This window comes from Fluviicola chungangensis (genome assembly GCF_007558725.1).
Taxonomy (GTDB): domain Bacteria; phylum Bacteroidota; class Bacteroidia; order Flavobacteriales_D; family Crocinitomicaceae; genus Fluviicola; species Fluviicola chungangensis.
Genome location: NZ_VLPL01000004.1, coordinates 1 through 18,687, shown reverse-complemented (window position 1 = coordinate 18,687; position 18,687 = coordinate 1). Strand labels below are relative to the sequence as shown.

Annotated in this window: 4 protein-coding genes; all 4 read left to right on the top strand. The window is 39.6% G+C overall.

All coding sequences use genetic code 11. The features are described 5' to 3' along the window. Positions 1-347: 347 nt before the first annotated feature. From FO442_RS09005 to FO442_RS08990, 4 genes are read left to right on the top strand one after another with little or no spacing between them, the layout of a single operon-like run. Positions 348-10,289, top strand: coding sequence for a Tc toxin subunit A-related protein (locus FO442_RS09005; RefSeq protein ID WP_144332845.1), 9,942 nt, complete (start codon positions 348-350; stop codon positions 10,287-10,289). 32 nt (positions 10,290-10,321) lie between these two features. Further along, positions 10,322-10,675 carry a hypothetical protein gene (locus FO442_RS09000; protein WP_144332844.1) on the top strand — a complete coding sequence of 118 codons (354 nt, stop codon included), beginning with the start codon at positions 10,322-10,324 and terminating at the stop codon, positions 10,673-10,675. 35 nt (positions 10,676-10,710) lie between these two features. Continuing rightward, the gene (locus FO442_RS08995) at positions 10,711-17,907 is read left to right on the top strand and encodes a SpvB/TcaC N-terminal domain-containing protein (protein ID WP_144332843.1); all 7,197 of its coding nucleotides are present in this window, start codon (positions 10,711-10,713) and stop codon (positions 17,905-17,907) included. Between the two features lie 10 nt (positions 17,908-17,917). After that, positions 17,918-18,337 (top strand): hypothetical protein, encoded by a 420-nt coding sequence (locus FO442_RS08990; protein ID WP_144332842.1) that lies wholly within the window; start codon positions 17,918-17,920, stop codon positions 18,335-18,337. The last annotated feature ends 350 nt before the right edge of the window (positions 18,338-18,687 follow it).

Here is an 18,687-nt window from a genome sequence, read left to right as displayed (position 1 = left end):
TAATTACAGCCAATTCTAATTAATCTGATTCTAAGGTTTTCGAGCTTTTTACAACGGGTTTATACTTAGTCTAAGAAAAACTGTAGCGGATGACTGACCTCCATCGAACAAAGAGTTGGCTGAGGATATACATAACATACAACTATTTTAGTCACATCGTAAATAGTTTACGGTCTTCCCCCTGCATCTTTGCCAAAAATCAGTTAACAAGCTTCTGAAGATTCATTTTTCCTCTATAACATATTTTAACAACTTCAAAAAGAAATAATTATGGTTGGAATTGCGTTTTTATTCTTTTGTAACTAGATTGCAAATCACAACTTATTGTAACACTTAATTCTAATCACATGTCAAGCACCATCCTAAACAGCAGGAAGTTTACTGTAGCCGGGCGAATAGACGCCTCTTTTACCCCTGAATCAACAGAATCCCTTGAAAAAGTCTCAAACCTTGAAGTAGAACTCTGGCAAAAGAGTCCGATGGATATTTTCTTTCTTGGGAGAGGATCTACCAATGATGAAGGAGATTTTCAAATCACCTTTACGGTAAATGACGAACCGAAATACCTTATCGAAGGCCGGATCGAAAACGTTTTTGCGAAAGTTTATTATCAGGGAACTCTGGTTTCGGGCGAGAATCCCTATATCGATGATGATACCACATTACGCCCCATTAAAGATATTGTACTGAAAGAGGGATACACTCATGTGGGTTCTTACTCCATTCCGATTACTGCTTTTGAGTTTCCGGTAAATACCAGTGCTATCGAGGTTGCAAAAAAAGAAACAACATCCCGAAACAGTATCTTATTTGAAATAAAAGAAGCCGAAGGGGAAAGACGTCTCCTACCTGTTGGATATGACTGCTCCTTTACCGGATCAATTGGATCGTCTCCTGCTAAAAACTTGTTTACTTCAACTCAACAGACAATAAAAGAAGGTTATGTGGAATTAGTTGTTCCGGAATTTCCTGTAAGTACCAAAACAGGCGACGAGTTTATTGTAAAAACTAAGATAAACGGTGCTCCGTCAAGTCTCTCTGAAAATGTTTATTGGAAAGTCGCAACTCCTGATTTGAGTAAAGTGCTTTATACGATGAATAGCAATTTGACTATTCGTGACGGTAGATTATGTGTTTGCGGAAATGGAGATTATTATCCAACGGCACTTACTCCTATCGGAATTGATAATGTTACCAGAATTGGGATTGATCCGGATGGTACGCTTTTTATGTATGATGAAGTTCTCGATCAGTGGACTACATACCCAGCTTTGACTTTCTACCAATTTCAATACCCGGAGAACCTGACTTTGTTTGAAGACGGCATGTACGAAGCGGGGGATCCTGCAGGGACAATCACATCTGGTCATTTAGGAGGAGACGGTACATTCGCTCCCTTTTCCATTTCTGTTGAGAATCCCGGAGTCTTTCCAATTGATGTGGATGTTATTGTTTCAGATCCAACAAATGATAATGTATTATTCTCTAAAATCATTGAAGGCTTATTACCAGGCAGCAAGAATTTTGTTCCGATAGCAACGCTACCTTTTAAAGAAGCGATACCTTATTCTCCATCAATTGAAGAGATTGAAACAATAAGTGGTGTTACTTTTTCTGTCGATTTGGTCGATTTCCTCGGGGATGAAGGGCTTGATACTCTTGATAGCTTGAAGAAAGCAGGACCAATCCGGTATATTGATGGATTGCCAACTGCTACGGAATCAGAATTGACTTTACTTCAGGCACATATTGATTTGTATACTGTAAATACAAACGCTACTCAAAATCAGGACTTAATCGATAAAGGTTATGATAACTTGTCTAAGATTGCTGAAACTTCAAAGGAGACTTTTATTCCAGATGCTGAAAGTGCCGGCCTTACAATATACAGTGCTGCAAAATTGCATAATACGGTGGTGCAAAATCAAAAGTTATTGTCCAATCTGCTTTCTGCAAAAATGGGAGATTATGCATTGAAAACACCATCCATTCCGGATCTTCTGAACTCCAATTTTGCTTCAACGGCATTTTCCAAATTCATTAATCGTTGTGAATGTGAAGACTGTACTTCAGCAGTTAGTCCATTCTCTTACCTGGTTGATTTATTAAAATACGGAGCGAAACATATTTCCAAATCGGGAACACCATCGTACACCCCTGTGAATTACGACGCGTTTCTGACCTTATTGGAAGGTTATTTCTTCCAGCCATTCGGTTCTTTTTCGGTGGATTGTGATACCTTGCACAAAGAGTATTGCCGTTTACGCCTGGTAACTGAGATTTTAGAGCAATACGTTGCCACGAAAACACTTCCGACAGAGGTGTTGGAGCGATTAGAGAATGACCGCAAGAACTTCTTGTTATTAACTTATAAAACGATCCTTACCCAAGCGGGAACATCTTATGAAGAATTGCGAAGTATAATAGCGATTCAGGATGTTGATGAGAAGAAATCTGCGGCTCAACGTTTCGCTGATAAGCTGGGAATTCTGTTGTATACACCACTGAGTACTACGCAATATACAGCTGACCGCATGTGGCTGACATTTGATAATGGAATTCCTGAACAAGAATTGACTGCAGAAAACCTGGAAATTATCTACGGGTTTAGAAATACAGAACGCAACGTATTGACGAATCCTGCAGAAGCTTTGATGTTAACCTGGAAAAATGCATATCTCCGGGAACTTTGGAAAAGTGCAGATTACTTCTTCTCTGAATACAGCCGCGAAGGCGTTAAACCGGAAGACGATCTTACATTCAAAGCCAATTGGAAACCGATTATTGATCCGGACATGATCGGAAGAGGTGATATGACTTATGAATCTTCCGATTTTGCACTTGCTCTTTGGAGACATCGAAAAGAGGATACCGATACTTTCTTAAATCGTTTTGTTACAGATGCAGGTATCCTCATTAGAACTTCAGCAGATATTTCAGGAAGAATATTGCGAGTACCGGGTATTAATTTATCCGGAGTCATTTTCTTGGATAATAAGATTCGAATCAAGGACCCGGCTGATTTGTTATTTAAAGAATTTAATATTTATAATACATCATTAAATGAGGCTAGCACAGATATAGTATTGAAAAAATCTACTCCGGATGTTACTCAGTCAGTTTTATTCCAACCTCATGGTAATACACCTGTCATGAGGTATGATAGTGTTCTTTCAGTAATTAATAATCTTTCTGAAGTATCGTTAGTAACATTGACCTGGAGCGAACCTGTTATTCAAAATTATTTATCCGGTGGAATTGTAAAGTTAATCAGTAGTGGCAGTGCGGATACATATAGTAACGATGGGCTTGGAACTTACAATATTACTTCAATTACAGTAAATTCTGAAAGAACAGAGGTGCAATTGGTTCTTTCTGCTGATTTGTCATCCGAATTTATAGCTGGAAACATTAGTTTCATTTATGAAGTGGAAGTTGCACTGGATACAACTACTATTCCGGATCCGGAAAAGACCTGTGATACACTTTTCGATACAGAATCAAGCTATACCTATTTGGATCCTGCTATAGCGTCTCCGTTTAATTATAGAGTCTGGAACGCTCCAACAACCTGGCCAGCTTCAATTGATTCTGAACCGACCTATTATACGAAACTGAAAAAATTGTATGAAATTATCCGTTCGGGAGATCCTGATCCGATCTATATGCAACTGGTAACTGAGAACCTTCATACCAATACCTTCGGATTTAACCAGTTAATGGAGAATTTGCTGGCATGCGAACAGTTCCTGAATTCCATGTATTCTGTTGAAAAACCGGAGTTGTCGAAGCTTTATCAAACAGCCTCTATTCTGCGAAATTGTGCAAGAACGAAATTAGATGCTCTTTGGGTGAAAGAAGAAATCAAATACATACGAACGGGTGGCACGTACCCTGAAAAATTGATGCTGGATGGCCGCTTTTTTTGGAAATCATTAAACGAGCCATCTTCAGGTTCCTGGGACCCTTCTTTGCAAACAATTCCGATTACGGTAGTCCCGATTTCTTCCATGGATGTTCCGATCATTGATCCCGAATTGGTCTCAAGAAATCAGCTACTTATTTCTCCGGATGCGAAGCCTTATGTCGATTTATATGATGACCGAAAAAGGCAGCTGGATGATAAACGCAATGAATATTTCTCTTTATTGAGCTCTTTTGATGCAGATGGTTTTAAGCTTATTTTCAATGAGATCAATACCGGAAGCCAGTCAACTCCTTATGATATTGATCCACCATATACGGGCATGACTCAGTTAATCGCTGCTTTTCAAAGTAATGATGCCTTTGTAAAGCAGAAAGCGGTAGAGGTACTTTCAGAAGCATTTGCACTTACCCCGGATGAATTTTCATTAATTATTCCAGTGATGCAGGCGTATGAAGATTCTGACCCTTCCAATCAACCGACTATAGCCGAATTACGATCCGTTACAGACTTACTGGTTACTGCTTGTAAACGGAAACAATTTTATTTTACGGATAATCTTGAAAGCGCATGGATTGAAGAAGAAGTTGATTGGGCAGGTGGACCAATTAAATACTACAATGTCCTTCAACTTCAAATGGACCCCATCAGAGGAAGCTCCCAGAATCGTTCGTCGTGGCAGCAAACACTTGCCAGATGGAACCGCGTTCCGACTGTTTTTCCGGATATAGTTCCGCCCGAAAACATTAAAGAATTCGTTAGCGGAGAAGTTATTCATGATTTATGGATAGATCGTAAAAACGTATTAGATTATACATATACAGAACTGACCACTTTGTTTTCTGCTACGCATACTTTCGGTGACCTGTTCAATAATTACCGGGATATTTTACTGAGCGATATCGTTAGACGTAAATATGGAACACCTTCAACCACTTATTATCCTTACTTTACAGCGCTGTTTGAAAAAGAAGATGCCGGAGAAGATATTCGACCGTATTTAAATCAACTCAATGTCCGAATATCTGAATACCGGGTATTGAGAGAAATTTACACGGTACTTAAAAACGGCGCGGAAACCAGTCCGACTTCTCAATCCAATTTACTTCCTTCAGAGTTTGACAGCTTAATCAATATCTTTATCCGGATTCAGACTTCCAATTCACAGTATTTCACGCTTGTTGAGCAAGAGTATATTAATAACATCGTATTAGCAGGAGATGACTTCCAGAATTACACTCCTGCAATTATTGACTTTCCGATAAAATTGGTGCAGGAAACTGAGCAGTGGCGTTCTCCGAATGCAGATAAAAAGGCCTGGAAAGATACTTTGAATACACGCATAGAACGCAAGGAGAAAGTCGCGGAAGAATGGAACACGGTGATTGAAGAAACAGAAGACATCACCTTGCCGGTAATGCGGGATGCATTGATCCAGGCACTTCGAAATAACTGTGAGTCACTCGACGATGCAGCCGAGCGTATTGCTAAAACATTGTTCATTGAAACGAAAGACAATTGTTGCGTAAAACACAGCCGGGTATCACATGCTATTGAAACGATTCAGGGGTTAATCTTCGCATTAGAAAGTGGTGTATATGACAATTACCTCACTGGTTTCTCGCTTACCGCACCAAATTTTGACAAAGAGTGGCAATGGCTGGGTTCCTATGCAACCTGGAGATCGGCTGTATTCACGTATATTTATCCGGAAAACCTGCTGTATCCAACCTTGAAGCGTAAGCAAAGTCCGGCATTCATCGAATTGGCAGATACGATCCAGAACGCAAACCGTTTCACACCGATCGATGCCTGCAAAGCCGCGAAAAAGTACCAGACGTATTTTGAAGATATTCAAAACCTAAAACTGGTCTGCACTGCAAATACGGATGCATATATCTTCCGGAAAGATCCGCTCGATTGCTGTGGGGATACGAACAACAGCATGCGCGAATACATGACTTTCTATTTCGGGCAAAGTACGCTGACAAATAAAGTGTATTATTCAACCAAAGCATTCTATGCAACTGATCCGAATGAACACGATTTCTGGATAGAAATACCGATCAGGGAAAAAGCTACAATTTTGGGTTGTTTACCAATCAGTTCAGAGTTCGATGACAACGGAAAAGCAACAGATGCTGCTTTGTGGTTATTCTATACCTTCAAAGAAGACGGAGAGTTCAAGCTGGCCTATCTCAAAAAGGATTTGATGACTGCTGGAAGCGAATGGGCAGAAGAAGAAACGATCGAATTACCTGATCTTACGGATGTTTCTTACATAACAGACATTTCTTCATCATCTGTGTTTATAGATGCTTCTCGTATTACAAATGCTTCTGACGTGTTGAATAAAGTGACCATTTGTCAGAATTCTGCGGACTGGGATTTTATTTATTTTGTCTTCTCTTATACACGAGCAGACGGCAGTTTGCGTCATGTTCAAGTAAGATACTGGTCCAAAGATGATTATTTTGATAAATCTTTAGGTAGCATTATCTTTTTTGATACAGAAAGTTCCTATCCGATTACAGCTGTAAAACACAGTGTAGCGAGCAGTATTGCAAACCTGGACCCTCAAACGGGAATTACCCTTGTTTTTGACAATGAAATTCAAACAGGTATTTATGGTGGATTAACTGGCTTCACTCCTATGCTTCCTGTAAGCAGGTATATCCAGGGAATAGTTGGTGCTTATAAAAAAGATCTGTCGGAGGACCACTTTATTATAGCGAACCGGAACAGTTCCGGACTCACAACCTACCAGGAGGTCTATTTCACCTATTCAATTCTTCCTTACAGCATAGATATGCATGAGCAGATACTTTCTACAGTACCATTTGCTCAGAATGTACTTTCAATTGCACCGCGTTTCAACAGTTCGATTTGGGAATCTGCTAATGCTATAACAGTCTATAACAACAATTTGCTGACCGGAGTTACATTCAGAAACGATATTAGCGGTGTACTCGGAAATGCCATGATATTTGCCCTTGCTCCTGAAAAAAGTGTTACCGTTCAAATAGAATCAGGAGATTGCGTTGATAATTTCGATTTGCGAACTTCCAACATCAAACTACACATGCGTGCTAATTTAAATGCACCGCAGGGAAGTCCGATCGGTTCGCTGTACCGAACAAGTACTATCAAAGAAGTACTCTACGAAGCCTACTATTTTGTTCCTATGCTCATTGCACTGGACCAACAGCAACGGGGTGATTATCCGACAGCGTTATCCTGGTACCAATCAGTATACGATTACACCAATAACATGGCGCATAAGCGCAAAATTTTCTACGGACTGGTATTGGAAGAATCTATTGTAAATGTATTTGACCGCCCGGCAGATTGGTTATTGGATCCGTTAAATCCGCATTTAATTGCTCAGACCCGCACCAATGCTTATACGAAGTATACCTTGATGAATATTATTCAATGTATGACCGCTTACGGAGATAGGGAATTTACCATTGATACAATAGAAACTGTTCCGAATGCCCGAAAGCTTTATACGGAAGTACTGGATTTATTGAAAGTCAGTGAATTGAATGTCAAACCTTCTCAATGTTACACGAGTTCTCATGCTTGTTTCCAAACGGCCGTTGAAACTCCTGTTGATTTTTATTGGGCGAATATGTTTGCAGAAGTCCAATCGGAATTGGAGAGTTTGAATGACGTTGCATTGATTGAAGAGGCTTCAGAACATTTGGTTGGTATATTCAACGGAGAACTGGAGACCGATGCAAAATTCACAAATGCCTTCGATTACCTCAAAGACTTCAAGAATACGCACCCGGCTCCGGCAGCAGATTCGGTAACGGGGTTAATGGATGGAATCAGTAACCGAATGAATGATGCCTATCGATATTTATTTGCAGATATAGATACTCAAGCATTCAACAATGTGGTGGGAAGTCATTTTACAAATACGCTGGCAACACTTGCTGCTACAACTCCCGATCAGATTGGGCTTCCGGAAAATAGCACGCAAATTAGCTGGTTGCTGGACCCGGTTCCGGATAACGCACAGTCACTTGTATTTCATTTTGCAGATGATACCGGTGCACAGCTTTTGAAAAATCCGGATTTTGCTTACAATCCGTTCCAACCTACATCAGCTGCTTTACAGGGTAACCTGGTATTTGGAAATGCATCTGTGTTGTATCAGCCATTCCTCTACACCGAAGATTATGTTCCTTTTGTAGATTACGCTTTCTGTTTGCCAACAAACCCTGTTTACCAGGCTTTGGAATTGAAAGCGAACCTGGAATTATTCAAGATCCATAATTGCCGAAACATTGCCGGCATGGAACGATCACTCGACATTTTTGCAGCACCGACAGATAGTGTAAGCGGTGTTCCTGTGATCGGAGCGGGTGGAAATTTAGTACTTCCGGGAGTAGCAAACTTAGCACCTTCTCAATACCGTTTCCGAGTATTGATTGAACGAGCAAAACAATTGGTGTCACAGGCACAGCAATTGGAAAGCCAGTTCTTATCCACACTGGAAAAAGAAGATGCAGAAAATTATAGCCAGTTGCGAGCAAGACAAGATCTGCAAACAGCAAAAGCAACCGTGAAACTGCAGGATATGCGTGTGAAACAGGCTTTGAATGAAGAAACAGTGGCTGATTTGCAATTGGATAAAGTGCAGTTTATTCAGGATAATTATAACAATTGGATTAACGCAGGATTGAATGGGTATGAAACTGCCAGTATTGCGCTATTGACAACATCAATAGCAGTCTCACAGGGACTTGCGATAATGACTGCTGCGGCTACAATTGCAACTTCAACGGATCCTCGTGCAAATGCTGCAGCTATACTACAAAATGTAGTCACTGGATTAAATATCTTTTCCGGTTCATTATCTTCTTTATCTGGTCTAAATTCTCAACTTGCTTCCTATGCACGTCGCCAACAAGAATGGCAATTCCAAAGTGACTTGACAGGTTATGATATCAGTATTGCGAACCAACAGATCAAAATCGCAGAACAAAACACTCGTATTGTTTCCCAGGAACGAGAAATTGCTTCGATGAATATGGATCACGCAACAGATACTTTGGAATTTTTAAAAACGAAGTTTACGAATGCGGAATTGTATCGCTGGATGGGGAATGTGTTGGAACGAACATATAGCTATATGTTAAGTATTGCAACTGCCGTTGCCAGAACCGCTGAGCAGCAATATTATTTCGAGCAGCAGGAACAAGCGGGACCATTCATTTTGAATGACTATTGGGAAGTACCACAAACTGGAGCTTTAGCACTGACGGGTGGCGGAGTTGATCGTAGAGGTTTAACAGGAAGTGCTCGTTTATTGCAAGATTTGACACGTTTGGATCAATATGCATTTGAAACGACCAAACGAAAGCTTCAAATGACCAAGATCATTTCATTGGGACAAAATTTCCCAGATGCGTTCCAGACATTCCGCGAAACAGGTGTTTTGAATTTTGATCTGACGAATCGATTGTTTGATTATGACTTCCCGGGGCATTACCTGCGATTAATCAACGGAATGAAAGTTTCAGTGATTGGTTTGGTACCCGTTTATGACAATATCAAAGCAACCTTAACAGCTGGCACAACTTCCTATACGGTGATAGAAGCAAATAACACCTTCCAGCGTATTCCAATCAGACGAATGGAAACGGACCAGGTAGCGCTAACCGGTGCTTCCCGTGCAACTGGCTTATTTGAATTGCAACCTATGCAAAATGAGTTTCTCAATCCATTTGAAGGAATGGGAGTGGAATCACACTGGGAATTTAAAATGCCGAAATTCTCTAACCGAATGGATTTTACCAATATCGCAGATGTGGTGATTGAAGTAGAGTATACCGCATTGGATAGCTTCCAATACCGCTTCCAGGTATTGCAGGATATCGATAATACACTTGGATTCAGCAAAGGATTCTCATTCAAGAATGACTTCCCGGATCAATGGTACGAACTTGCTCAGGCACAGGAAGGAAGTCCTTCTTTTTATGTGGATTTTGAATTGAAACGGGAAATGTTCCCTCAAGGAGTAGAAAACATACGCTTAGATGGTTCAAATGTCCTGCTTCATTTTGCACGTAAAGACGGATTTACTGATGAAGTTTCCATTGCAGACTTCAGCCTGATCACAGCAGGAAGTAATACTCAACCAATGGACGGTGTAACAGTTAACGGAACATTTAGTGCCAATGCGTTATCCAATGTGTTGAATACTCAAAGTCCGGCTGCTCCATTTGTGAAATTGCGTTTGGCATTTGCCAATACTCCGATAAACAGGGAATTATTTAGCCAGGAAAATGTTACGGATATTTTGTTATTGGTGAGTTGTAAAGCGGATCTACCTGTTTATCCATTGTAAAAGTTTAAATTAAAGATCAAAAAAGAAATAATATGAAAAATTTAAAGATGATTACATTGGTTATGACCATGTTGTTTTTGGGAATTAATAAGTTGTCTGCACAGGAAAAGACATCTCAAACTGTAATAATCAGAACATTCGAGTTTTTTGGGGGAGGAGGAGTTGTGTCTCAAATGTATGTTACCTCCCCTGAGGGAACTACTAAAACTATAGAATTGAAAAATATCGATCATAAAAATTATTCTATTGGAGTTGGTAACAATGATGTTGTTTTACAGTCGGAAATAAATCACTGGAAAAATCAAGGATTTGACTTGGAAGGTGTTTCAAATACTACTTCTGCAGGACTACTTCTAACAATTTTTGTTCTTACTAAAGAAAAATAAAAGAACATTAAAATAACCACTAAATATATTACACCATGTCTAACACCAAAGGCACATCCGCAATCGTAGCTCCCTCGGGCGGGGGAGCTCAAAGTGGTTTGGGAGAAAAATTTTCTCCGGATCTATTCACAGGAACCGGAAATTTCAGTGTTCCAATTGCAGTTCCTTCAGGCAGAAATGGAATGCAACCCAACTTATCTTTAGGATACAGTACCGGAAACGGGAATGGTGTCTTTGGAATGGGATGGGCATTGGGAATTCCCGGAATTACTCGTAAAACTAGCAAGGGAATCCCTGTTTATGATGACAGCAAGGATGTTTTTATCCTGTCGGGATCTGAGGATCTGGTTCCTGTAAAACATGAAAAAGAAACCATTGAGGAAGAAGGAACTTCAGTCAATTGGGAGCGCACATACTATCGTCCGCGTACTGAAGGCTTGTTTGCCCGTATTGTTCACCACAAAAAAAGTAATGGCAGGAATTACTGGGAAGTCAGAAGCAAAGACGGCTTAGTCAGCTATTATGGCAGCCCGGATCTTCCATTCAACGAAGCTTCCTTTGTAATTGCTAATCCTGAAAACCGGAATGCCATTTTTGGATGGACTTTAAGCAAAACGGTCGATCCATTTGGGAATGAAGTCATTTACGAATATGAGCGAGAATTGATTCTTTCGGACAGTAAAGCTCAACCTCATAATTCAGACCAGCTCTACCTTTCTTCCATCAAATACAATCAGTACTATGACGAAGATGTAAAAAAACACCTGTGTGAAGTTCGTTTTGAATACGAAGAACGCCCGGATGCTTTTTCCGTGTACCGCCAGGGATTTGAAATACGCACTTCCAAGCGCTGTAAATCCGTTTCAACCTACACACATGCAGATGAAACCCGAAAGGTGAAGACCTATCATTTCAATTACCTTGAAGAGCTTCCTTTGAATGGAGCTTCTCTATTGAAGGACGTAAGTGTAGAAGGTCACAAAGGAGAAGAAAGTGAATGGATGCCACCATTGGAATTTGGTTATTCTACCTTCAAACCTTCCATTCGTGGATTAGATGAAATAAAAGGTCCTATTGCTTCCCTTTCATTAGCCCAATCAGGCTATGAATTGGTGGATGTAACCGGAAACGGGCTTCCGGATCTGTTACAGATGGACGGAACAGGATCGCGTTATTGGCCCAACAAAGGAAAAGGTGTTTTTGCCTCTCCTAAAACGATCCCCGTCTCTCCTTCTATTCAATTGGGAAGTATTGGTGTGCAGCTAATAGATGCCAACGGGGATGGGCGCAGTGATCTATTGGTCGTTAATGATACTCAGGCCGGTTATTTTTCAGGGAGTTTTAATGATGTTTGGGACAAAAAGAACTATCGATCTTATTCCAAAAAACCTTCTTTCAGTTTAGTAGATCCGGAAGTGCAATTCATGGATCTCGATGGAGATGGTATTACAGACGTATTGCGAAACGGAGCCAAATTTGAGTGCTTTTTGAATGATCCTGAAAAGGGATTTGATCAAATTCGGATTGCAGACAAAACCTTTGCCAATTTTAGTTTTGCTGATCCGCGAATCCGTTTTGCAGACATGACTGGCGACGGATTGCAGGATATTGTGCTGATTTCTTCCGGAAGAGTACAATACTGGCCGAACTTGGGCTACGGACGATTCGGTCAACTGGTAAATATGATCAATGCGCCACGCTTTCCGGAGCAATTTAATCCAAAACAAATTCTGCTGGGAGATTTGGATGGTGACGGACAGGCAGATATTGCTTTCGTAGAAAATAACCGTGTTACACTCTATGTGAATCAAAGCGGAAACTCTTTTTCGGATGGAGTAACGATTATGGGAACTCCGGCTGTGCACCAGGTGGAAAGTCTACGAATCGCAGACATTATGGGAACCGGTCAGGCTGGAATTGTGTGGAGTCAGATCGTAACAAGCGGAACAAAAGGGCGCATGTTCTTCCTGGATTTCACGGGTGGAAATAAGCCTTATTTACTGGAAGAAATGAACAATAATATGGGAAGTGTTACGCGGGTAACTTACGGTTCTTCTATTGAACATTTCTTGCGGGATGACCAAAATCCAATTTCACGTTGGAAAACACAATTACCTTTTCCGGTCCAGGTGGTGAATCGTACGGAAGTACATGATTTTCTTTCAGGAGGAAAACTGGTAACAGAATATTCCTATCACAACGGTTATTGGGATGGAGCAGAACGAGAATTCAGGGGATTTGCCCAGGTCGATTCCAGGGATACAGAATCATTCGAACGTTTCACAGCAGCATCGTCGGATGGAACTGAGAATAACTTAAATAGTCCCGGAAACCTGACAGCAGAGTATTACTCTCCACCAGTAGAAACCAAAAGCTGGTTCCATTTGGGGCCGGTAGGCCCGGATTATAAGCGTTGGGAGGAACTGGATTTTTCAGATCAATACTGGCAGGGAGATACTAATGTATTTCAACGCACCCCTGAAACTAAAAATCTATTGAGTTCTTTACCAAGAAGAGCCAGACGAGATGCTATTCGAACGCTGAGAGGTACTGTACTTCGTTCGGAACTCTATGGTCGTGATGGATCAGTATTGGAAAATATTCCGTACACTATTTCTGAAAGTTTAAAGGGAATTCGTACGGAATTTGATCCAATTGCGGCTTCTTCATTATCAGGCGAGACGTACGTATTTTTTTCATTTAATCTTGCGGCAAGAACTAGTCAGTATGAACGAGGAAATGATCCGATGCATCATTTTTCATTCACGCAAAGTTATGATGAGTATGGAAATCCGGGAGGGCAGTTAAGTGCGGGACTTCCACGCGGAGCAACTCCACTTGGAGGTGGAAATGGAGACTATCTGGGCACTTACGGCATCAGCGAATTTATTTACAAAGACATTCCGAACGGACAATACATGGCGGACCGGGTAAAAAAATCGACTTCATACGATGCTACTAAATCCGCAACAAACCTGAATATTTTTGGGTACAAAGACCTTGTTTTCAATAGTGACACATTGCCTGTAATAGGCTGTTCCCTGAATTTTTACGATGGTGAAGCTTTTGAGGGTTTGCCTTACGGACAAATTGGGAATTATGGCTTACCGGTGAGAAGTGAAACCTTGGTATTAACAGATGAAATTATAGATGCCGCATACGGAGTAAATACTCCTGAATGTTTTAAAGACATTCCGGATTGGAGCAGTTCAAATGGTTATCCGGCCGCATTTGAAGGATTATTGCAAAATGGAGATGAACGCTTGGGATATAAAGATCGTAGATCGGGGTTTCCACACCACGAAGAAGGTTGGTATGCTGAGGGGGCAAGAGCTAAATACGATTGGCAAGATGACCTGATAACAAACCCTGTTGGGTTAGTACAGGAAACCAAAGATGTCTTTGAAAATCGTTCGACGATTGATTATGATGCGTATCAATTCCTTCCTGTTAACACCAAACAATGGTTCAATGCTACAGATTACCTTGGAATAAGAGGGGAATATGATTACCGTTTTTTACAGGTGACCAAAATAACGGATATGAATGATAATATTTCTGTTTTTGATTTTTCACCACTTGGATTATTGAAAGCTACTGCATTGATTGGTAAAGGAACGGAAGGAGATTATAAAAGCGGATCAGGAGATTTTTATGACCGTTATGTACCTTCAATACAAATGGAATACGATTTCTTTGCTTTTAAGAATGATGGGGACCCAACCTGGGTAAAAACAATTACACGAGAAGAGCATTACCAGCAAAACCCTGATAGTCTAACGATTGTAAAAGTAGAATATACAGATGGATTTGGAAGATTGTTACAGACGAGAGCTCAAGCGGAAGATGTGATTTTTGGAAACCAGACTTTTGGAACATCCGGATTATCAGCAGATCAAAATGCAGCAAATGCACCTCTTATAGGTGTTGAGCGCGATGAGAACGATCTTCTCAATGTAGTTGTAAGTGGCTGGAGTGTTTATAACAATAAAGGCTTGGTGGTAGAGCTATACGAACCTTTTTTTGACAGAGGGTTCGATTATACCCTCCCCCAATTAAGTAGTATAGGAGGAATCATGATTCCTCAACTGGGAGTGAAAATAAAAATGTATTATGATACCCTGGAGCGAGTGATATTAACAGTAAACCCTGATAATAGTGAGCAATTAACGGTAATAGGGATTCCTGCTGAATTGGATACACCTGATAATTTTACACCTACCCCATGGGAAAGTTATACGTACGATGCGAATGACTTAGCTTCTTTAACGAATCCGATTAATAATCCTGTTCCGGAAAGTCATTGGTTTACACCAAAGAGTTCATTGATTGATTCGTTTGGAAGAATAATCCAGACAATAGAGCATAAAGCACATTATAATGAAATCACAACTGATTATGATAATGTCGATATGTGGTATGGATACGACATTCGGAACAATTTATTGGAAGTTAAGGATTCTTACGGCAGGAAAGTTTTTGAATACATCCATGACCTTAGAGTTGTTGAAAAAGATAATTCCTTACAAGCTCTTAGTACCAAACATATTGACTGCGGTATAACTACAGTCTTACTGGATGTAATGGGTAAGACAATTGAAGCAAAAGATTCTAAAGATGCACTTTCATTAATTGCATACGATACCTTACAACGTCCAGTATTTGGCTGGGCCCAGAACAATGGAGATGATAATGTGCGATTAAAAAGTTATACGATTTATGGAGAAGGAGTAATTAATCCTTCAACGAATAATCTACTAGGGCGTTTGTGGCAACAATATGATGAGAGCGGAAGAACTGAAAGTTCGAGCTATGATTTTAAAGGGAATTTATTGACTAAAAAACAACAGGTAATTAGTGATGTCGTGATAAAAACAGCATTAGATAGTTATCAATCCTATCTAGTGGACTGGACGGGTTTGCCAAGTATACTGGATGCCAAGGTTTTTGAAATTACTAATGAATATGATGCTTTGAATCGTATTATACAAATTATGCTTCCAGAAGCTGTCAACAATGATCGGAAATCTATAGTTCCGATTTATAGTCGATCCGGATCATTGGAAAAAGTGTTTTATGATAGTATCGAATACGTTGAAAATATTGCTTACAATTCCAAGGGACAGCGTTTGTTTATTGCTTTAGGGAATGGTGTCATGACTCGTTATTCATACGATAGTCTTACTTTTCGATTGTTACGTCAACGAAGTGAAAAATATTCCAAGACACAAGTTGGGAATACTATTACTTATACACCACAAAGTGGAACGAATAAACAGGATGACAAATATATTTATGACTTGATTGGGAATATTTTAAATATTCAATTGAGTTCAACAGGTTGTGGTGTTGGTGGAACAGGCAGCTTGGATCGTGAATTCGAATATGATCCTATGTATAGATTATTAAGTGCTACAGGACGAGAAAATGTTCAAGGTGGTGGTTATCCATTTCCCGGGTGGAGTGATTTGGTTCGAAGTTCTGATTCGAATACTACACAAGCATATACCAGAAAGTATGCTTATGATAAAGTTGGAAATGTTCAACAAATAAAACAACTGGGAACAAGTGGTTTTACTCGTGATTTCAGCTATGTTTTGGATAAAAATAAACTACAGACTATTGAAGTAGGTTCTAATGATTATAATTATTCATATGATAATGCAGGTAATCAATTAACAGAAAATACCGAACGCTATTTTGAATGGGATGCTGCAAATAGATTATTGTTATTTAAAATCCAGGCAGGTTCAATTGAGCCAAGTGTAATAGCTCAATATTTATATGATAACGCTGGAAATCGGATAAAGAAAATTGTTAGAAAACAAGGGGGAGACTATGAGGTGACAACTTACATAGGTAATGTTTTTGAGTACTTTACGGATGAAACGAATGAGCAAAACACAGTTCATATAATGAATGGTCAAAGCCGAATTGCAACGATTCGTATTGGTGATGATTTGGGAGATACCACTCCGGCAGTCAAGTATAATATTGAGAATAACATTTATTCTTCTACGATTGTATTAGATGATGTGGGAACTCTTGTAAATGCCCAAGAATACTATCCGTTTGGAGAAACTTCATTTGGTAGTTATGCAAAAAAACGTTATCAATATATTGGTAAGGAAAGAGATGAAGAAAGCGGGTTATATTATTATGGTGCCCGTTATTATTCTGCCTGGATAGCAAGATTTATTAGCTGTGATCCACTTTCTGCGAAATATGCGCAATTGAGTCCGTATAATTATTCCGATAATAACCCGATCAACGATTATGATATTGATGGAATGCAGACCAATAATACACCCAGTAGTCAACAGGGAGGTGGCGGTGCCACCAAATATACTTACAATACTGATTATTTGAGTGAAACTGAATTTCAAAACGTACTTCCAGTAGATGGTTTAGTTAAAGGGGATACATTCCATTTTATGATTGATCCTAAAAGTGGGAAAAATCCAGGAATCACTGCATTCACATATACGTATTTAGGTAATGGGAATTGGAGAAAAAGCGTTTTTCATAAAGGAGAGCAAACCCCTGTTGTGACAGATAAATTGGCAGGTAACCCAACAGCAGCTAAAGGTACTGCAGGAATATTTGCTTTAATGAAGATTCCTAATAAAACATCACCCATTAAAGGTTCGGGGGGAGTTGGTGGACAATCAAATACAACTGGTGGAGGAACTGCATCCTCTGGTGTAACGATGAGTAACGGAAACCCTACATCAACAAATCCACAGAAAACAGATAATAGTCCTGCAAAGAAGGAGCAACCAAAAGAGTCAAAGGCTATCTACAATTCAGCAACAAGTGTTTATACCAATACTGCTGACCCGGCTCTGCAGGTAGTCGAGTATGTGGCTAAGGATGCTGCTGCTACAGTTCCAAAATATGCTGCAAAAGTTCCTAATAGTGCAGCCAGTATATTGAAAGTAGCAAAAGCAGCAAAGATTGGAGGAGTTCTTACAACTGTATTTGATGCTGGAACAAACCTAATTGATGCCTATATTTATGCTCAAGAAGGAAATACTAAGGAGGCTTGGGAATCTGGTACAAAAGCTGCAGTAGGTGTTGCCGTTACGATTGGATCTTCAATTGCATCAGCAGCAGCAACAGGTGCAGCAGCAGGAGCATGGGGAGGCCCAGTTGGACTAGTTGTTGGAGTTGTGGTTGGGGTTATTATAGCAATCGTGTGGGGCTTAGTATCCGGCTTAGATTGGTGGTGAATTTTAGCGTATGAAAAAAATATTAAATCATTGGTGTTTGTACTACGTATGGACATTAAAATATTTTCAAAGAAAAAAGTTTAATGGGGCAAAAGAGATAGCTGGCAATTTGGTTATTGCCCCTATCCTTCTATATTTAATGTTTTACGTTATTGTACCGATTGTTATCATCTTTTCAGATGAAAAAAACAATTTTCTTCGAGAAAATAGATGGGTTTTTATTCTGATTGGAACACTTGCTATTGTGCCAATAATTGGATATATAACAAATTTGAAGTACGTAAAAAGTAAAGTCGAAGAGCTGTTAAGTATAGATAATTGGAAAGAGACAAGTTACTATAAAAAAGGAAGGAATATATTCTTGTTCCATTTAATTTATCCCTTTTTATCAATACCGATAGTGCTTCTTATTATGATTCTATTGTTATAGTATGGGAATAAGGAGAAAATTTCGTTTGAAAAATTCAAAGCTGATTTTTTATTTTCGACTATATACCTCCAAATAATCATAAATCTTAGAAGCAAGCACGTCAATTTTTCGGTTCGATTGGCTTGCGGATAGCTTTAATATTGGCTTTGATAATTCCACGTATTTCTCAAAGATTTCATCTACATCTTTCCGATCCCCCAAGTTCATCATTTCAAAAATGATCGACCTGTAAACTTCCCTAAAAATCAGACAGTTTAAAAATATAGATTTAAATTGTCAGAATTATGAAAAAATCGAGATTTACAGAGGCTCAGATTGTAAGTATTTTAAAGGAATACGAAGCCGGTAAG